The sequence below is a fragment of the Streptomyces sp. CBMA29 genome, from assembly GCF_014596445.1.
GTDB lineage: Bacteria > Actinomycetota > Actinomycetes > Streptomycetales > Streptomycetaceae > Actinacidiphila.
Genome location: NZ_MECL01000193.1, coordinates 50,731 through 69,385, shown reverse-complemented (window position 1 = coordinate 69,385; position 18,655 = coordinate 50,731). Strand labels below are relative to the sequence as shown.

13 protein-coding genes, 1 other RNA gene and 1 pseudogene are annotated in these 18,655 nt (G+C 70.9%); 13 read left to right on the top strand and 2 right to left on the bottom strand.

Annotated elements, in window-relative coordinates; genetic code table 11:
• The 3 genes and pseudogenes from BGM09_RS25775 to BGM09_RS25765 all read left to right on the top strand — a co-directional run.
• Positions 1–985 (top strand): annotated as a pseudogene (locus tag BGM09_RS25775) (serine/threonine protein kinase); the annotation flags it as partial.
• Positions 986–1,084: 99 nt separating this feature from the next.
• Positions 1,085–2,203, top strand: a complete 1,119-nt coding sequence (prfB, locus tag BGM09_RS25770) for a peptide chain release factor 2 (protein ID WP_188284089.1) — start codon at positions 1,085–1,087, stop codon at positions 2,201–2,203.
• A 250-nt stretch (positions 2,204–2,453) separates the two neighbouring features.
• On the top strand, positions 2,454–3,095 hold the full coding sequence (locus tag BGM09_RS25765; RefSeq protein ID WP_188284088.1) for a hypothetical protein: 642 nt from the start codon (positions 2,454–2,456) through the stop codon (positions 3,093–3,095).
• A 173-nt stretch (positions 3,096–3,268) separates the two neighbouring features.
• On the opposite strand, the gene BGM09_RS25760 is transcribed toward BGM09_RS25765, so the two are convergent.
• Positions 3,269–3,460, bottom strand: coding sequence for a hypothetical protein (locus BGM09_RS25760; RefSeq protein WP_188284087.1), 192 nt, complete (start codon positions 3,458–3,460; stop codon positions 3,269–3,271).
• Positions 3,461–3,754: 294 nt separating this feature from the next.
• On the opposite strand from BGM09_RS25760, the gene ftsE reads away from it, so the two are divergent.
• The 7 genes from ftsE to BGM09_RS25725 all read left to right on the top strand — a co-directional run bounded on the left by ftsE (position 3,755) and on the right by BGM09_RS25725 (position 11,281).
• Positions 3,755–4,444 (top strand): cell division ATP-binding protein FtsE, encoded by a 690-nt coding sequence (gene ftsE, locus BGM09_RS25755; RefSeq protein ID WP_188284086.1) that lies wholly within the window; start codon positions 3,755–3,757, stop codon positions 4,442–4,444.
• Positions 4,445–4,516: 72 nt separating this feature from the next.
• Positions 4,517–5,434 carry a permease-like cell division protein FtsX gene (gene ftsX, locus BGM09_RS25750; RefSeq protein WP_188284085.1) on the top strand — a complete coding sequence of 306 codons (918 nt, stop codon included), beginning with the start codon at positions 4,517–4,519 and terminating at the stop codon, positions 5,432–5,434.
• 207 nt (positions 5,435–5,641) lie between these two features.
• Positions 5,642–6,931, top strand: coding sequence for a S41 family peptidase (locus tag BGM09_RS25745; RefSeq protein WP_188284084.1), 1,290 nt, complete (start codon positions 5,642–5,644; stop codon positions 6,929–6,931).
• Between the two features lie 181 nt (positions 6,932–7,112).
• On the top strand, positions 7,113–7,592 hold the full coding sequence (gene smpB / locus BGM09_RS25740) for an SsrA-binding protein SmpB (RefSeq protein WP_188284083.1): 480 nt from the start codon (positions 7,113–7,115) through the stop codon (positions 7,590–7,592).
• 370 nt (positions 7,593–7,962) lie between these two features.
• Positions 7,963–8,232: a hypothetical protein gene (locus BGM09_RS25735; protein WP_188284082.1), complete on the top strand. Its 270-nt coding sequence runs from the start codon at positions 7,963–7,965 to the stop codon at positions 8,230–8,232.
• Positions 8,225–8,848 carry a DUF6879 family protein gene (locus BGM09_RS25730; protein ID WP_188284081.1) on the top strand — a complete coding sequence of 208 codons (624 nt, stop codon included), beginning with the start codon at positions 8,225–8,227 and terminating at the stop codon, positions 8,846–8,848. Before BGM09_RS25735 ends, BGM09_RS25730 begins: the two co-directional genes overlap by 8 nt.
• A gap of 186 nt (positions 8,849–9,034) precedes the next feature.
• Entirely contained in the window at positions 9,035–11,281 is a 2,247-nt protein-coding gene (locus tag BGM09_RS25725) for an ATP-binding protein (protein WP_317452896.1), read from the top strand.
• A gap of 88 nt (positions 11,282–11,369) precedes the next feature.
• On the opposite strand, the gene ssrA is transcribed toward BGM09_RS25725, so the two are convergent.
• Positions 11,370–11,757, bottom strand: a transfer-messenger RNA (tmRNA) gene (gene ssrA / locus BGM09_RS25720).
• 279 nt (positions 11,758–12,036) lie between these two features.
• Between ssrA and BGM09_RS25715 the strand changes: the two genes are divergently transcribed.
• From BGM09_RS25715 to BGM09_RS25705, 3 genes are all read left to right on the top strand, one after another.
• The gene (locus BGM09_RS25715; RefSeq protein WP_188284080.1) at positions 12,037–15,834 is read left to right on the top strand and encodes a S8 family peptidase; all 3,798 of its coding nucleotides are present in this window, start codon (positions 12,037–12,039) and stop codon (positions 15,832–15,834) included.
• Positions 15,835–16,043: 209 nt separating this feature from the next.
• On the top strand, positions 16,044–17,048 hold the full coding sequence (locus tag BGM09_RS25710) for a helix-turn-helix transcriptional regulator (RefSeq protein ID WP_188284079.1): 1,005 nt from the start codon (positions 16,044–16,046) through the stop codon (positions 17,046–17,048).
• 154 nt (positions 17,049–17,202) lie between these two features.
• Positions 17,203–18,555, top strand: a complete 1,353-nt coding sequence (locus BGM09_RS25705; protein ID WP_188284078.1) for a nitrate/nitrite transporter — start codon at positions 17,203–17,205, stop codon at positions 18,553–18,555.
• Positions 18,556–18,655 lie beyond the last annotated feature (100 nt).

Here is an 18,655-nt window from a genome sequence, read left to right as displayed (position 1 = left end):
GGGCAACGACTCCGGCGGCACCTCGCGCGACGACGCGCCCCCGACCACCTCCTCGGCCCCCACGCCGACCGCCACCCGCGGCACCCCGACCGCGCCCACCGCCGGCGCCGCATCCCCGCAGGGCCGCACCGGCGCGCCCGTCACGCTCCCGCAGTGGTCCTCGTACAAGGACGTACCGGCCGCGGGCGTCAAGCTGCTCGGCGGCCCGCGCGCCCTCACCATGGACGGCGCCACGTACGTCTTCGCCCGCGGCGCCGACAAGAACGTCTGGTACGTGATCCGGGACGGCTCCGGCTACGGCGCGTGGCACAAGCTCACCGGGATAAGCGTGGCCGACGACCCGGCCGTGGCGTCCGCGCACGCCGGGCGGATCGACCTGTTCGGGCTCGGCACCGACGGGCTGCTCTACCGCCGCACGCTGACCGACGGCTACTGGAACGCCTGGTCGCAGGTGGACGAGCGGACCCGCTTCGACGCGGCGCCCGCCGCCGCGTCCTCGGAGCCCGGCCGGATCGACCTGGTCGCACGGGCCGGCGGCGACCTGGTGACCGCGTCGCTGGTCGGCGACCGCTGGAACGCGTGGGCGCTGGTGCCCACCGCGGGCCGGATCACCTCGGCCCCCGCGCTGATCTCGCGGTCCCGCGGCTCCCTGGACGCCTTCGTGGTCCGCAAGGCCGACGGCGCGGTGCTGCGGCTGCCGTACTCCGGCGGCGCCTGGCGGCCCAGCGAGGTCATCAAGGGACTGGACACCGCCGCGCGTCCCGACGCGGTCGCCGCCTCGGGCCGGCTCTTCGCCTTCACGCCCGGCACCCAGGCCGCCGCCCCGCTCGACGGCGACGCCGCCTCGCTGGAGGGCGACTGGGCCACCGCGCCCTTCACCGCGCCCACCGACGCGGCCCTGGGCGCCGCCGCCTCCGCGCACACCCTGGAGCTGTACTCCAGGACGCCGTCGGGCACCCTCACCCGCACCACGGCCCACATCTGACGCGATCCGGCGCACCCGGCACCGGATCGCGGGCCCTCCCGGCGGCCGGCGGGCTCCCGGCCGGGCCGGGTCCGCCCGACCAGCCGGTAGGCTGGAGCCGTGGCGATCGTCGATGTTTCCGAAGAGCTGAAGTCCCTGTCCTCGACCATGGGGTCGATCGAGGCCGTCCTCGACCTCGACCGGATGCGGGCCGACATCGCCGCGCTGGAGGAGCAGGCCGCGGTGCCGTCCCTGTGGGACGACCCGGAGAACGCGCAGAAGATCACCAGCCGGCTCTCCCACCTCCAGGCGGAGCTGCGCAAGGTCGAGGCGCTGCGCGGCCGGATCGACGATCTGTCCATCCTCTTCGAACTGGCCGAGAGCGAGGACGACGCCGACGCGCAGACCGAGGCCGAGGCCGAACTGGAGTCGGTGCGCAAGGCGCTGGACGAGATGGAGGTCCGCACCCTGCTGTCCGGCGAGTACGACGCCCGCGAGGCGCTGGTCAACATCCGCGCCGAGGCGGGCGGTGTGGACGCCGCCGACTTCGCGGAGCAGCTCCAGCGGATGTATCTGCGCTGGGCCGAGCGGCACGGCTACCCGACGGAGGTCTACGAGACCTCGTACGCGGAGGAGGCCGGCATCAAGTCGACCACCTTCACCGTCAAGGTCCCCTACGCCTACGGCACCCTCTCCGTCGAGCAGGGCACCCACCGCATGGTGCGGATCTCGCCCTTCGACAACCAGGGCCGCCGCCAGACGTCCTTCGCGGGTGTCGAGGTGCTGCCGGTCGTGGAGCAGTCCGACCACGTCGAGATCGACGAGTCCGAGCTGCGCGTGGACGTCTACCGCGCCTCGGGCCCCGGCGGCCAGGGCGTCAACACCACCGACTCCGCGGTCCGGATCACCCACATCCCGACCGGCATCGTCGTCTCCTGTCAGAACGAGCGCTCGCAGATCCAGAACAAGGCGAGCGCGATGAACGTCCTCCAGGCCAAGCTGCTGGAGCGGCGCCGCCAGGAGGAGCAGGCCCTGATGGACTCCCTCGGCAAGTCCGACGGCGGCAACTCCTGGGGCAACCAGATGCGTTCGTACGTCCTGCACCCGTACCAGATGGTCAAGGACCTGCGCACCGACCACGAGGTCGGCAACCCGCAGGGTGTCCTCGACGGCGACATCGACGGCTTCATCGAGGCGGGCATCCGCTGGCGCAAGTCCCGCGAGAAGGCCACCGCGTAACACCGCGTCATGCGGCGTCATACGCCCCGTCGTACGGCCGCCGCCTCGATCCCATCTGTCTGCCATGTCACAGACGTGTGCTGAAGTGCCGGGCAAGACGGGACAGTTGGGGCACTTTGCGCTTAATGACCTTGACGCTCCCGGTGAATGCCACAAAGGTGATGTCCGGCATGCGCGCGAAAGCGGCGTAAACGACCGTGCCCGCAGCGCCGTGTGCCTCAAGCCGACGTCTACCGGGGGTAGTTGAGACATGACCAAGCAGAGCACGAGGGTACGCGTCACGCGCGTGGCGGCCGTCGCGGTGATCGCGGCCGGTGCGTCCCTGACGGTGGCGGGGGCTGCTCAGGCGGCGGTCAGCAGCGACGCGCCGCCGTCGGCCACCGCGGTGGTGGACCCGCCCACCACGGACCCGACGGACGACCCGACCACGCCGCCGACCGACGAGCCGACGGACCCGCCCACCACGCCCCCGACGACGCCTCCCACGACGCCGCCGACCACGCCCCCCACCACCCCGCCGACGACGCCTCCCACGACGCCGCCGACCACCCCGCCCACGACGCCTCCGACGACCGCGCCCGGCTCCATCGCGGGCGTCAGCGGCGGCAGTGACGACGGCGGTCCGAGCGGTACGCCGAGCCCCAGCGTCAGCCCGAGCGCGACGGGCAACAACAACACCTGCACCCTGACCGGCGACAGCGTCGACTGCGGGAACAACAACACCGGCACCGACAACACCCAGCAGGTCCCGCAGAGCCAGACGACGCAGCAGCTCGCCGAGACCGGCTCCGACGGCACCACGTACATGCTCATCGGAGCCGCCGCCCTCGTCGCGGGCGGCGTCGGCTTCAAGCTGGCCCCGCGCCTGAAGGAGCGCCGCGACGCCTCCTGAGGCGCCGCGCCGCCGCACCTCCTGAGGCGGGGTCGGACGCGTACGACGAAGGGCCCGGAACGCGATGCGTCCCGGGCCCTTCGTGATGTCTGTGTCAGCTCGCCCACCCGTGAGTGTGACGTACCTCTCACATAGCCCTCATGTACCTCTCACCTGCTGCCCGCGGGACTGCTCTACGCGGTCGCGTGCTCCACCACGAGCACGACCGCCAGCAGGGCCACGAGCAGGGCTATCAGGGTGGCGGGGGAGACGTTCGACCAGGGATTCTCCCGCTCCAGGCGGGCGCGGTTCGCCCGGCAGACGGGGCAGCGGCCCTCGCTCACCGGTCCCGCGCAGTTGGCGCACACCAGCCGGTCGCATGTCATGCGATCTCCTCCTCGTCCGGTGAACGCCCCGGGAGGCCGAAGTGTTCCTTGTTCCACTGTGCCAGCTTCCGCCGGATTCGGCGCGGCCCCGGACCTCCGGTGGCGGTCGGCCGCGCTGAGGTGTACGGGCGTGGCCGGCCGCGCTGAGGTGTACGGGGTCAATGACGGGTTTGTCCGCGTGTGCCCTGTGGGCAAGCCCACCAACCCTCCCCGGCGACTGCGCACCCCTGGCCCGGTCGCGTAGTGTCGCCCCCACATCCCCTGTCCACCCGTCCCCGCAAACCTGGTGCGAACGTGATCCGATTCGACAGCGTCACCAAGACCTACCCCAAGCAGAACCGTCCTGCACTTCGGGACGTCTCGCTGGAGATCGAGAAGGGTGAGTTCGTCTTCCTGGTGGGCTCGTCCGGCTCGGGAAAGTCGACCTTCCTGCGGCTGATCCTGCGCGAAGAGCGCACGGACACGGGAATGGTGCACGTCCTCGGCAAGGACCTCAACCGGCTGTCGAACTGGAAGGTGCCGCAGATGCGGCGCCAACTCGGCACCGTGTTCCAGGACTTCCGGCTGCTGCCCAACAAGACGGTCGCGGAGAACGTGGCGTTCGCCCTCGAAGTGATCGGCAAGGCCCGCGGCACCATCCGCAAGACCGTGCCCGAAGTGCTCGACCTGGTCGGCCTCGCGGGCAAGGAGGACCGGATGCCCGGCGAGCTGTCCGGTGGTGAGCAGCAGCGCGTCGCCATCGCCCGCGCCTTCGTCAACCGGCCCATGCTGCTGATCGCGGACGAGCCGACCGGAAACCTCGACCCGCAGACCTCGGTCGGCATCATGCGCCTGCTGGACCGGATCAACAGGACCGGCACGACCGTGGTGATGGCGACCCACGACCAGAACATCGTCGACCAGATGCGCAAGCGCGTCATCGAGTTGGAGAAGGGGCGGCTGGTGCGCGACCAGTCGCGCGGTGTCTACGGCTACCAACACTGAGAGCCGCGCGTACGGCGTACGTACTGCCGTACAGCAGTAGTCACCAGCCCGCTGAAAGGACAACCAGAGACCATGCGCGCCCAGTTCGTCCTGTCGGAGATCGGCGTAGGACTCCGCCGCAATCTCACCATGACCTTCGCGGTGATCATCTCCGTCGCGCTCTCCCTCGCCCTGACCGGTGGCGCCCTGCTGGCCAACAAGCAGGTCAAGTCCATGAAGGGCTACTGGTACGACAAGGTCCAGGTCACCATCTACATGTGCAACAAGGGCGACGCGTCGACGACGCCCAGTTGCGCCAAGGGCGCCGTCACCGACGACCAGAAGGCCCAGATCAAGGCCGACCTGGAAAAGCTCCCGATCGTGGAGAAGGTCTACTTCGAGAACGCCGAGCAGGCGTACAAGCACTACCAGGAGCAGTTCAAGAGCTCCCCGCTCGCGGCCTCGATCACCCCGGACCAGATGCAGGAGAACTACCGGGTCAAACTCAGGGACCCGACGAAGTTCACCGTCGTCGCGAGCGCCTTCGACGGGCGTCCGGGGGTGCAGTCCGTGGAGGATCAACGGGCGGTGCTGAAGAACCTCTTCTCGCTGCTGAACGGTATGACGCTGGCCGCCTGGGTGGTGCTGGCCTTCATGCTCACCGTCGCGATGCTGCTGATCGTGAACACCGTGCGCGTGTCCGCCTTCAGCCGCCGCAGAGAGACCGGCATCATGCGGCTGGTCGGGGCCTCCAGCTTCTACATCCAGATGCCGTTCATCATGGAGGCGGCCTTCGCCGGACTCGTGGGCGCGGGGCTGGCGTGCGGAATGCTGCTCGGCGGCCGGTACTTCATGATCGACGCGGGTCTGAAGCTCCAGGAGAAGATCCCGCTGGTCTCCTTCCTCGGCTGGGACTCGGTCGTCGCGGTGCTGCCGCTGGTGCTGCTGATCGGTGTCGTGATGCCGTCGATCGCCGCCTTCATCGCGCTGCGCAGGTACCTGAAGGTCTGACGGCGGTATCCGGTATCGCGTATCGCGTATCGCCTATCGCGTACGGGTGTTGCGTACGGGTGTCGCGTATCGGGTGTCGGACCCGCCGCAGGGCCGTGCGGCAGGTGATACGGCAGGGGAGGGCGGTGTACCGGGTTGCGGATCATGCCCCGCCGAGGTAGCGGCAACTCTCCGTACGCCGCCCGTTTCTGTCCTAGACTTCCGGCCATGTCCGGCCCGTCGCTGTTCGGGACGCCCCGCCGCTTGCGCCGCGGGGCCACCCTGACGTTGGTGTTCAGCACCCTGCTGGCCACCGGTGCGGCGGCCAGCGGACTCACCGCGCCGGACGCGCGGACCGCCGCCCGCGGCGCCCGTATCGCCGCCGCGCCGGTCGCCGACGGGCGGCAGGACGACGGCAAGCCGCCTGCCCCCGCCCACGGCGGCGAGCCCGCCCCGTCGTCCCCCGCGGCCTCCGAGGCCCACACGGGCTCGCAGACGAAGCCGGACGGGGTGAACGGCGACCACGTCGACACCGGCCGGATCGCCGAGGAGATCCAGGACGGCAAGGTCGGCCCGCAGGCCGCGGCGAAGCTCGTCAGCCGCAGCGGCGACCGCTGGTCGTCCTTCTACACCGCCCGCGAGTACGCGGGCCTCCAGCAGGCGCTCGACGGCCGTTACGTCGGCGTCGGCCTGTCCGTGCGGCGGATCGACGGCGGCCGGATCCAGATCGCCCGCGTCCAGCCCGGCAGCCCCGCCGACGGCGCGGGCCTGCGCGAGGGCGACCTGCTGGCCACCATCGGCCCGGTGAAGTGCACCGGCCTCGCGGTCACCGAGGTCGTCGCGGACCTGCGCGGCGACAACGTCCCCGGCAGCCTCGTACAGCTGGGAGTCCAGCGCGCGCAGCGTAGTTGGACGGTCACCGTACGTCGCGCCACGCTCGACACCGACGCCGTCACCGTGACCCGGCCCCCAGTTGGCGCCGACGCGCCCACCGTCGTCAAGATCGACGCCTTCACGCTCGGCGTCGGCGACGAGGTGCGCGAGGCGGTACGGGACTCCGAGCACGGCGTGCTGCTCGACCTGCGCGGCAACTCCGGCGGCCTGGTCACCGAGGCGGTAGCGGTGGCCTCCGCCTTCCTCGACGGCGGCCTCGTCGCCACCTACGACGTCCACGGCGAGCAGCAGGCCCTCTACGCGGCCGACGGCGGCGACACCACCGTCCCGCTGGTCATCCTGGTCGACGGCGGCACGATGAGCGCCGCGGAACTGCTCACCGGCGCCCTCCAGGACCGCGGCAGGGCCGTCGTCATCGGCTCCCGCACCTTCGGCAAGGGCTCGGTCCAGATGCCCAGCACGCTGCCCGACGGATCGGTCGCCGAACTGACCGTCGGCCACTACCGGCTGCCTGACGGCCGCAGCGTCGACGGGCGCGGCATCGACCCCGACGTGACCGTCCCCTCCGGTGAGGACCCGCTCACCGAGAGCCACGAGGTATTCGCTGGCCTCGGACCCCCCTAGCGCCCCTCCCGGCGATGTGTGCCCCGTCGCGCCGCCCGGCACGCACGCTCGCCGCGTTGGCCAAAAGCCCTGGTAGCTCCGCTACAAGGACTCTCGGCCGCCTTGCGATCGCACGCACCGGACGACGCTCCTTCCGGGCACACACCGCCGGTCGCGGCGCTCGTGGGACAATGGCCCGGCTATGGCAAAAGAGACGGGTCGCAAACTGATCGCGCAGAACAAGAAGGCGCGGCACGATTACCTCATCCTGGACACCTTCGAGGCCGGGCTCGTGCTGACCGGCACCGAGGTCAAGTCCCTGCGCCAGGGACGCGCCTCCCTGGTGGACGGCTTCGCGCAGCTCGACGGCGGCGAGGCGTGGCTGCACAACGTGCACATCCCGGAGTACACCCAGGGCACCTGGACCAACCACTCCGCGCGCCGCCGCCGCAAGATGCTGCTGCACCGCGCCGAGATCGAGAAGCTGGTCCACAAGACCCAGGAGTCCGGCCACACCATCATCCCCCTCGCCCTGTACTTCAAGGACGGCCGCGCCAAGGTCGAGATCGCCCTGGCCAAGGGCAAGAAGGAGTACGACAAACGGCAGACCCTGCGCGAGAAGCAGGACCGCCGCGAGTCCGACCGCGCCATCTCGGCCGTGCGCCGCAAACAGCGCGGCTGACGCTTCGGACCGCCGTCGCGGGTGAGCGGGTTGGCGGGGTCTGCTGCCGTTGGTTCTGCTGGACCGGGCGGTGCTGGAGCACGTCTGAGCAACTGGGACAGGGGGCCGACAGCGCCGGTTGCCGTCAGGCGGAGGGGAGTTCGCCGCGGCCGATGGCGACGATGGCGGCACGGCCGGTGAACTGACCGGCCGTCATATCCGCCCCGCACGCCAGGAGTCGAACCCCCATGCACACCCCCGTCACACCGCGCTCCGCCGCCGCCCCGCTCCGGGGGTGGCCTGTGGCCGAAATGGTGCGGAGGGCGTGGGCCCAGTCGGATACTCCCGGTATGGTGGATGCCACTGTCGGTAGTGATCCGGAGGTAGGGCCGTGGCTCGCAATTGGGAAGCCGAACCAGCCGCGTTATTCGCCCACCGGTTGGGGAAGTCCGCGAAGGAACTGGGCAACTCCGGCGACGATGAGAAGTGCCCGGACATCTGGCTGCTCGACAACGGCGACATCGCCGTGATCGGCCGCGATCTCACCGCGGACTACGCCTCGCGCCTGCCGGAAGGCGTGATGGTCGGTTCCGGTGAACGGCTGGTCGTCATCCCGGGAAACATGCTCAGTGCGGCAAAGGCGGACATCCCCGATGCTTGATCTTCACGCCCCGGTCCTCCCCCTCGGACAGGGCGAGCCGCTGACGGACGACGAATATGTCCGTGACTTCCGGGCACGCCGGGCGGCGATCCGTAACGGCGACTCGTGGAAGCTGGAACGGCTCCAGCACTTCGAGGAGGAGGACAGCCCCAGCCGTGAAGCACAGCGTCAGGGCGACTGGGAGACCGCGTTGCGGCTCATGGAAGCGCGTCGCGATGCTTTCCGCGAGGCCGCTCAGGACGACGAGCGCCGTGGCTCGCCGTTCCACCGGGTACGGGTGGTCGAAGAGCCGCTGACGCCGTATCTGCAATGGGAGTTGCACTACCTTCGGCAGCGCGCGCAGTGCGGGCACCGGATTCGCGTCGTCCAGGCCGGTGTGTTCGCCGCGGCGGAGACCGACCGGCTTCTGCCGGAACTGACGATCCTGGACGACCGTACGCTCTACCGGGTGATGTACACGGAAGCCGGTGTCGCGGAAGGAGCCGTCCGCTTCACCGATTCCGCCATCGTGGAGCCCTGGGTGTCGTTCATCCGGGACGCCTACGCGGTCGGCGAGGATGTGACGCTCTACTTCGACCGGGTGGTGGCGCGTCTTCCCCCGCCTCCGGCCGCCTGAACGGAGCGGGCGATCAGTACCCCGAGCGAAGACGCGGGCCGCCACGAGACGCACAACGACCTCTCGGGTTCGTCGCGCGCTGTCGTACAGGCGGGGAGCGTCGGCGGAGACGTTCACTTCCACGCCGGGGCCGAGCCGGCGCGTGGCGAGTCGCCCGGTTCGACTCCGCGGCAGCTTCCGGCGGACGTGCACGCATTCGTCAACCGCACGGATGAGCTCGGTCAGCTCAACGCCGTCCTGACCGGCGAGGACGGCCGTCAACTGGTGGTTTCCGTTCATGTGATAGCCGGTACCGCGGGTGCGGGGAAGACGTCGCTGGCGCTGCACTGGGCGCATCAGGTCAAGGACCGTTTCCCCGGTGGTCAGTTGTACGCCAATCTGCGCGGCTACGATCCGGACGAACCAGTCACCGCCCACCAGGCGTTACGGGGTTTCCTGCGGGCGCTCGGGGTGTCCGCGGCCGACGTACCCCCGGACGTCGACGGTGCCGCCGGGCTCTACCGTTCGCTGCTGGCCGACCGGCGGATGCTGGTCCTGCTCGACAACGCGGCCACGGTCGGTCAGGTGCGTCCGCTGCTTCCCGGCGGCGGGAACAGCCTGGTCGTGGTCACCAGCCGCAGCCGTCTGTCCGGCCTGGCCGTCCGTGACGGGGCCCGGCGGCTGACGCTCGGCACTCTTCCCGAGCCGGAGGCCGTGGCGCTGCTCCGGGCCGTGACCAGCGGATACCGCCCGCAGGACGACCTGGACAAACTCACCGAACTGGCCCGGCTGTGCGCACGGCTCCCGCTGGCCTTACGGATCGCAGCCGAGCGTGCGGCGAGCCACCCTCATCTGCGGCTGGACGACCTCATCGCGGACCTGCGGGACGAGTCAGCGCTGTGGGACACCCTCAGCACCGGCAGCGACGACGATGCCGAGGCGGTGCGTACCGTCTTCGCCTGGTCCTACCGCGCCCTGAACGGCCGGACTGCCAGGCTCTTCCGCCTGCTCGGTCTCCATCCGGGTCCGGAGTTCGGCCTGCACGCGGCGTCCGCGATCGCCGGACTCACCATTGGCCGCGCCCGGCAGCTCCTGGACGACCTCGTCGGCGTACACCTGCTGGAGCAGACCGCTCCCGACCGCTACCAGTTCCACGACCTGCTCCGCGCCTACGCCACCGACCAGGCCCAGCAGGATGAGCCTCCTGAGCAGCGGGAAGCGGCTCTGCGCCGGGTCCTGGAGTGGTATTTGTACACCGCGGACGCCGCCCAGAAGTGGATCAGACCGGCAGAACGGCATGTGCCGCTCACCGAGCCCGCTACCCCGGTGACGGTTCAGGCTTTCGCCGACTACGACGCGGCCGTGGACTGGTCCGAGCGGGAGTCCGGCAATTTTCCGCTCCTCGTTCGCGCGGCTGCCTCGGCCGGCCTGGACGAACTCGCGTGGCGGCTGGCGGCAGTCGTGGGGAACGCGCGCTCCCCGGCATCCCCGGCGGGGGAGTGGATCGGTGTGGCGCGGACGGGTCTGGAGGCCGCCGGGCGGTCCAGGACGCCGGAGGAAGCGCAGATCCCGCTGCTCACACGTCTCGGTATGTCCTATCGGTCGGTCAACCGCCTTGACGAGAGCCTGGACTGCCACCAGAGGGCCCTGGCGCTCGCGCGCACCACCGGGCGTCGTTTCGACGAGGCACGCTCGCTCAATCTGATCGGCCTGATCCATCTGGACCACCGCCGACTCGACCTCGCCGACCACCACTTCGTGCAGGCGGAGACGATCTTCAGCCAAGAGGACGAGCCCCACCGGGCGGCGATGGCGATGTCGAACGTCGCCAGTACGCGCCTGGAAGCCGGACATCTTCCCGGAGCGGCCACCGCCGTCCGGAAGGCGCTTGCCGCCCACCGAGCCCTGAACAACCGGCAAAGCGTGGGCAACGTCCTCTACGTCGCAGCCGAACTCCGCCGCGAGCAGGGGGAGATCGTCGAAGCACGGCGGCTGATCGACGAAGCGCTGGACATCGCGCTCGCCCTTCGGGACCGCCGACTTGAGGGTTTCTGGCTCATCACCCTCGGCAACGCTCAGCAGGACGCGGGGAATTACGGTGATGCGTTGGCGTCGTACCAGCGTTCCGCGACGCTGAACCGGCGGTCGGGGGACCGGAGCAGGGAGGCGCTGGCCTGGCGGGGCACGGGCGACACCTACGTCCGGATGGGTCGCCACCCGGAGGCCGCTGCTTTCCACCGTCAGGCTGCCGGTGTTCACCAGGGACTCGGCGACACCTGGAACCACGCCGTGGAACTCGACCGCCTGGCCGCCGCCCTGTTCCCCGACGATCCCGCGGCGGCCCGCGGTCACTGGGCAGAGGCGCTGCGCCACCTCGCGGCCTACGACGATCCGCGGGCCGCGGCGGTCCGTGCTCGCATCCGGCGGAGCGTCGCGGACGCAACGGACATCTGACCCGCCGTCCGGGACACGGCGGATCCGCTGCCACCCGTGAACGACAAAACGGCACCCTCCCGGAGGAGGGTGCCGTTGTCACATGGGGTGGTGGAGATGGCGGGAATCGAACCCGCGTCCTGTGGTGCGGAATCAGGGCTTCTCCGAGCGCAGTCCGCTGTGCTTTTCTCGGCCCCGGCTGTCACGCGGACAAGCTGCCGACGGGCTCAGTCACTGTTTGATTTCCTTCTGGGGTCCGTGACCGGCCTCAGAAGTTTAGATCCCTTGATGATGTCAGGATCCGGGTCGGGATCACCCCCGGGCTGACACTCCGCAGAGTCTTCGCTTAGCTGCTAATTAGGCAGCGAGGGCGAAGGCGGAGGAATCGCGCTGAGAATTGGCGATTATTGGTTGCGACATATGGTTAACGAGATCATTGCCGCTTCCTCGGCTCGCTTCCCCTGCTTCGACATCCCCAGTCGAAACCGATCATCCCCATGTTGATTTTTCAAGGTGCACCACCCGAAGGCGGCGGCTGCTTCCATCGTACGGGATCAACGGTCGCGCGGGCCAGCGCATTCCCCGGGGCGCGGCCCGGTGCACGCCCGGCGGCCACCCCGACGTCACCGGGGCGCCGTGCGTGGCGGATGTGTGGCGCATGCGTGGCGCCGTTGTGCCACGTCACATCCGTGCCAGCGGAAACAGGTGACACACCCTGCGGCCCCACCGGATTCTTTCCAGCATCGCGTGCACATGCATGGAAAGGGGCTGGACCGATGAGACGAACCCGCTTCGCGGCGGTCGTGTCGACAGGGCTGATCCTGGCCGTCTCCGCCGCCGTACCCGCAGGAGTGGCAGTCGCCGCGCCGGTTGTGGGGAAGGGACCGGCGGCCTCAACAGCGGCCACCGCCACCGCCACCGTACGGCTGATCACCGGCGACCGGGTGCGGGTCGCGACGACCGCGGACGGCCGGCACACCGCGTCCGTCGAGCCGGGCGCCGGACGGGAGCGCATCGTCTTCCACACCGCGGACGCCGACGGGCGGCTGACCGTGCTGCCGTCGGACGCCGACCCCCTCGTACGGTCGGGGCGTCTTGACCGGCGGCTGTTCGACGTGACGGGGCTGGTGAGTCAGCAGTACGACGAGGAGCACCGTGCCACGCTGCCGCTGATCGTCGGGGGCGGGATGGCCGCGCTGGCCGCGCCCGGCGCCCCCACCCGTGACCTGGGCAGCATCGGAGCCCACTCCCTCACCGTCTCCGACACCGCGCTCGGCGACTTCTGGCGCCAGGTCGCGGCGCCCGCCCCCGCCGGCACGGCGAAAGCCGCCGCCGTGCCGAAGATCTGGCTCGACGGCCGGGTGAAGGCGGCGGCGGACAGCATGGACCAGATCGGCGCGCCGCCGCTGTGGAAGGCGGGATACGAGGGCGCGGGCGTCAAGGTCGCGGTGCTGGACACCGGCGTCGACCAGACCCACCCCGACCTCAAGGGCCGCGTCGCGAAGGCCGAGGACTTCACCGGGAGCCCGACCGGCACCGGCGACCACTTCGGGCACGGTACGCACGTGGCGTCCATCGTCGGCGGTACGGGAGCGGCCTCGGGCGGTGCCCGCAAGGGCGTCGCCAAAGCAGCGAACCTGCTGGTCGGCAAGGTCCTCGGGGACGACGGCTACGGATACGACTCGCAGGTCATCGCGGGCATGCAGTGGGCGGCCGACCAGGGCGCCAAGGTCGTCAACATGAGCCTGGGCGCCGACGACGAGAGCGACGGCACCGACCCGATGAGCCTGGCGCTGAACGAGATCAGCGAGGCCAGCGGCACCCTCTTCGTCGTCGCGGCGGGCAACAACGGCCAGAACGGGCAGCAGACCGTGGGCATCCCGGGCGTCGCCGACGACGCGCTGACCGTCGGCGCGGTCGACGGCCAGGACGCGCTGGCGAACTTCTCCAGCCGCGGCCCGCGTTACGGCGACGGCGCCGTCAAGCCCGATGTCACCGCGCCCGGCGTGGACATCGTGGCGGCCCGCGCGAGCGGTACGACGCTCGGCGACCCGGTCGACCCGTACTACGTCAGCCTGTCGGGAACGTCGATGGCGACCCCGCATGTGGCGGGCGCCGCGGCCCTGTTGGCGCAGCGGCACCCCGACTGGACCGCGCGCCAGCTCAAGGACGCGCTGGTCAGCACCGCGCACACCGTGGACGGGCAGGCCGTGACCGACCAGGGCGGCGGCCGGATCGACGTGTCGGCCGCCGCGCTCGGCACGCTCACCGCGACCGGAACCGTCTTCCTCGGCGACATCCACGGGACCGACCCGAAGGCCGCCTACCCGGTCACGTACACCAACACCTCGGCCGCGCCGGTCACCTTGACGCTGGGCCTGGCGCTCAGGACGTCGGGCGGCCGGGCGGTGAACGCGGGCGCGGTACGGATCGGCGACGGTTCCGCCGCCGCCACGAAGGTCACCGTCCCCGCCCACGCCGCCGCCCGCGTCGTCCTCACCCTCGACCCGGCCAAGGTGACGTACGGCTCCTACTACGGCTATCTGACCGCCACCCCGGCGGGGGCGAAAGCGGCCGTCGTCCACACCACGCTCGGCCTGGTCGCCCACGGCCCGCTGCACACCCTGACCGTCACCGCCTACGACGCGCACGGCGCTCCGGCCCATCCCACTCTCAGCATCTGGGGCGCGAGCGGTCTGCTGTACCCGTCGGGCGACAGCAAGGGCACCTCCACCTCCGGCCTCGAAGAGGGCACGTACCAAGTCCGCGCCTCCTTCCAGGAGATGACCGACGACGGCATGGAGGAACGGCTGGTCGTGCTGCCCGAGGTGAAACTCACCAAGGACACGGCCGTGACCGTGGACGCCCGCAGGACCACGCAGGTCGAGATCCGTACGCCGAAACCCGCGGAACAGAGCGGCATCCCCTACTACCAGACGTACCGTCAGATCGAGGGCAGGGGCCTCACCGAGAGCGAGGAGTTCTTCACCGGCATCCTCAGCAAGCTCTACGTCAGCCCCACCGCGAAGGTCACCGACGGCGCCTTCGAGTTCTCCTCCCGCTGGCAGCTCGCCGCGCCGCAGCTCACCACGCAGGCGCCGGGCACGGGGCTGAACCTGAAGAGCTACTACACCTCGTACTCACCGCTCTTCGACAGCAAGGGTGTGAATCTGACGGCTGTCGACGCGGGGTCCCTGGAGGCACCGGACTTCAGCGGGGCGCGCGGCAAGCTCGCCGTCGTCCGCAACGAATCCGGCGAGGGAGAAAGGGAGTTGGCGGCAGCCGCGGCCAAGGCGGGCGTGCGCGGACTGATGATCGTGCACTTCTCCGACTTCGGCTGGACCCGCTGGTACCCGACCGGCGAGCGCAACGCCGTGCCGACCGTACGGGTCGGGAAGGCGGCCGGGGACGCGCTGCTGGCCAGGCTGGCGAAGAAGCCGGTCAAGGCCGTCACCGTGCGGTTCGGCGGCACGGCGGTCAGCCCGTATCTGTACGACGTCTTCCAGACGTCCACGCAGCAGATCCCGCAGAAGGTGGTCCACACCGTCACCGCCGCCAACAGCGCGGTGATCCGCACGACGTACGCCGAGAACGGCGGCGCCCCGTGGGCGAGCGAGCAGCGCTTCGCGTGGCGGCCATACCAGAGTTACGCGTGGGAGGCGACGCGGAACGTGCCGACCGGCGTGACCCGTACCGAGTACGTCAGCGCCAACGGCACCTACTGGATGCACCGGGTCAACCAGGAGACGACCTTCGACATCGACCAGCCGCTGCTCGCGGGCATGATCGACGCGACCACCACCTACCGGGCGGGCAAGCAGCCCGACCAGGCGTGGCAGCAGGCCGTGGTGCGGCCCTCGATCCCGCGCGGCACCCGCACCCCGAGCGTGCGCAACGGCGACGTACTCGACCTGCGCATACCGGAGTTCACCGACTCCGGCGCCGGACACTGGGCCCGCGCGGCGGTCGGCGGCGACTTCGGCGGCTTCGGCACGGCGGCCGGTACGACGCCGCAGGGCACACCCGTCGAGGGCGACTCCGCCACGGCCACGCTCTTCCGCGACGGCCGGCAGATCGCCGCCGCCGACTCCCCGTGGGCCGACCTCGAAGTGCCCGCGGGCACCGCCGACTACCGCCTGGACGTGGCGACTTCACGGGTCTCCCCGGAGTGGCGCTACGCCACCGACACCAGCACCTCGTGGTGGTTCCGCTCCGGCACCACCGCCCAAGCGACTCTGCTGCCGCTGCTCCAGGTCGACTACGCGGTACCGGTCGACGCCTTCAACGCGGTACGCAAGGGGAGTTCGCACACCGTGGGCCTCACCGTCCGCGCCCAGGACGGGGCGGCCGTGCCGACCGGCGTGAAGGTCGAGGTCCAGGCGTCGTACGACGACGGGCGGACCTGGACCAGCGCGCGGGTCGACGGCCGCGGTCACAACACCTTCGACGCCCGGCTCACCAAGTCGGCCCATTCCAGGGGCGATGCATACGTGACGCTGCGGGTCACCGCGCGCGACGCCGCGGGCGACCAGGTGCGGCAGACCGTACGCCGCGCGTATCTGTGGCGGGGCTGAACGGGTACCTGAGCCGGTGGCGCTGATCCGACGCCACCTCGACAGCCGGGGCGAGCGGGCCAGTGGGGTGCCCGCTCGCCCCGGCGCGTGGCCCCGGCGCGCGGTCCCGGCGCGCGGTCCCGGCACGGGCTTCGCCGGGCCGCGGGCGTGATCTCCGCTCGTAGTACGGTGGCTGCTCACCCAGCCCCCGTACCCGCGAGGAGGGTGCCATGGCCCTGGAGGCCGCCGGGATCACCGACGCCGAAGAGGCCGCTTACCGGCTGCTGGTGACGATGGACAGCGCCTCGGCGCGGGAGATCGCGGAGCACTCGGGCCTGAGCCCGGACACCGCCCTGTCGGCGCTGACCGGCCTCGTCGCCAAGGCCATGGCCAGCGCCTCCGACGGCCGGCCGCCGCGCTACCGGGCGTACCCGCCGGACGTGGCGCTGCTGCCGCAGCTCAAGCACCGGGCCGACGCCCTGGACCTGGCGCACTCGGCGGCGGCCGACCTGTTGGAGAGCTACCGGGCCACCGCGCGCCGCCGCGACGCGGGGCTGCTGATCGAGGTCATCACCGGGGCGGAGGCGCTGCGCCAGCGGCTGCGGCAGATCCAGGCGGACGCGCGCGACGAGATGCTGTGGTTCTGCAAGGCGCAGTACGTGGCGATGCCGTCGGGCAGCAACACCGCCGAGTTCGACGCGCTGGAGCGCGGGGTCCGCTACCGGGTGCTCTACGAACGGGACTTCTTCGACGACGAGGGCGCCGTCGGCAACATCGCGGCGGCCGTGCGGAAGGGCGAGATCGCCCGCGCCGTCCCGCACCTCCCGTTGCGGCTGGCCGTCGCCGACCGCTCGGTGGCGATCTTCCCGCTGGTCCCCGGCGGCCCGCACGGCAGCCCCGAGGAACCGTCCACCGCGCTGGTCCGTGACAGCAGCCTCCTCGACGCGCTCATCGCGCTCTTCGAGCGCTACTGGGAGGACGCGATACCGCTGCACGTCGACGCCTCGGGCGCGGTCACCGGCGCCGCCGACGTCGGCCCCGCGGACCCGCTGACCTCCACCGACCGGCGGCTGCTGTCGCTGATGGTCGCGGGGGTCGCGGACAAGGCGATCGCCACCCAGATGAACCTCAGCCGCCGCACCCTCCAGCGGCGCGTGCAGAGCATGATGGAGCTGGCGGGCGCCACCACCCGCACCCAGCTCGCCTGGCAGGCGGCCCGCCGCGGCTGGCTCTGACACGAGCCTTTGGCCCCGGCCGCCGTCAGGCGCGGCTCACAGCCGGGTGCGGGCGCGGGTGAGTGCATGGTTGCGCTCGCGTCACCTCGGGGCACGGGGCGGTAATGCGGCGTTTCTAGGGTCGGGCCCGACAGTCCACCCTGGGAGGCGCGTGATGAGTCGCTGGATCGAGCAGTGGGACCCCGAGGACGAGCGGTTCTGGAACGAGGGCGGGGGCAAGCGGGTCGCCCGGCGCAATCTGGTCTTCTCGGTGCTCTCCGAGCACATCGGCTTCTCCATCTGGAGCCTGTGGTCGGTGATGGTGCTGTTCATGGGTCCCGCGTACGGGGTGGACCCGGCGGGGAAGTTCTTCCTGGTGGCGATGCCGACGCTGGTCGGCGGGATCATGCGGGTGCCGTACACCTTCGCGGTCGCGAGGTTCGGCGGCCGGAACTGGACGATCGTCAGCGCCCTGCTGCTGCTCGTGCCGACCGTCACGGCGGCGTTCGTGATGAAGCCCGGGGTGTCGTACACCACGCTGATGGCGGTCGCGGCGCTGACCGGCGTCGGCGGCGGCAACTTCGCCTCGTCCATGACGAACATCAACTCCTTCTACCCGCTGCGGGAGAAGGGCTGGGCGCTGGGGCTCAACGCGGGCGGCGGCAACATCGGGGTGCCCGCCATCCAGCTCGTCGGGCTGCTGGTGATCGGCACCGCGGGCGCCGCCCACCCGAGGGTCGTGCTCGCCGTCTACATCCCGCTGATCGTGGTCGCGGCCACGCTCTGCGCGCTGTACATGGACAATCTGGCGCCCGTGCGGAACGACACCGGCGCGGCGCTGGACGCGGCCAGGGACGCGCACACCTGGATCATGTCGTTCCTCTACATCGGCACGTTCGGCTCGTTCATCGGCTACAGCTTCGCCTTCGGCCTTGTGCTCCAGAACCAGTTCGGCCGCACTCCGCTCCAGGCCGCCGACCTCACCTTCATCGGCCCGCTGCTCGGCTCGCTGATCCGCCCCGTCGGCGGAAAGCTCGCCGACCGCTACGGCGGCGCCCGCATCACGCTGTGGAACTTCCTCGCGATGGCCGTCGCGACCGGTGTCGTCGTCATCGCCTCGGAGCGGAAGTCGCTGGCGCTGTTCCTCGTCGGCTTCATCGCGCTGTTCGTGCTCACCGGCGTCGGCAACGGGTCGACGTACAAGATGATTCCGGGCATCTTCCAGCGCAAGGCCGAGGCCCGCGGTCTGGCCGGCGAGGAGGCCGCCGCGCACGGGCGCAGACTGTCGGGCGCCGCGATGGGGCTGATCGGCGCGGTCGGCGCGCTCGGCGGCGTCGGCATCAACCTCGCCTTCCGCGAGTCGTTCCTGAGCCGCGCCACCGGCACCCCGGCCTTCGTCTCCTTCCTCGCCTACTACGCGCTCTGTTACGTCCTCACGTGGGCCGTATACCTGCGGCGCCCGGCGCGGGCGGCGGACGGGGCCGGGCAGACGGCGCCGGCCGGGGCCGCCGTCCACGCGCGGGTGTGAGCGGCGGACGCGTCCGTAACATCCGGTTCATCCCGGCGAATCGAACCCGTCACCCCGTTTTGGGACGATGCGGCTCCGGCGAGGTGGCCGGGAGGGCGGC

Excerpts from the sequence above, each read along its gene's own strand:
- BGM09_RS25730 (WP_188284081.1), top strand. The coding sequence starts at position 8,225 with ATGCTTGATCTTCACGCCCCGGTCCTCCCCCTCGGACAGGGCGAGCCG.
- smpB (WP_188284083.1), top strand. The coding sequence starts at position 7,113 with ATGGCAAAAGAGACGGGTCGCAAACTGATCGCGCAGAACAAGAAGGCG.
- BGM09_RS25705 (WP_188284078.1), top strand. The coding sequence starts at position 17,203 with ATGAGTCGCTGGATCGAGCAGTGGGACCCCGAGGACGAGCGGTTCTGG.
- BGM09_RS25765 (WP_188284088.1), top strand. The coding sequence starts at position 2,454 with ATGACCAAGCAGAGCACGAGGGTACGCGTCACGCGCGTGGCGGCCGTC.
- BGM09_RS25760 (WP_188284087.1), bottom strand. The coding sequence starts at position 3,460 with ATGACATGCGACCGGCTGGTGTGCGCCAACTGCGCGGGACCGGTGAGC.
- ftsX (WP_188284085.1), top strand. The coding sequence starts at position 4,517 with ATGCGCGCCCAGTTCGTCCTGTCGGAGATCGGCGTAGGACTCCGCCGC.
- BGM09_RS25715 (WP_188284080.1), top strand. The coding sequence starts at position 12,037 with ATGAGACGAACCCGCTTCGCGGCGGTCGTGTCGACAGGGCTGATCCTG.
- BGM09_RS25710 (WP_188284079.1), top strand. The coding sequence starts at position 16,044 with ATGGCCCTGGAGGCCGCCGGGATCACCGACGCCGAAGAGGCCGCTTAC.
- BGM09_RS25745 (WP_188284084.1), top strand. The coding sequence starts at position 5,642 with ATGTCCGGCCCGTCGCTGTTCGGGACGCCCCGCCGCTTGCGCCGCGGG.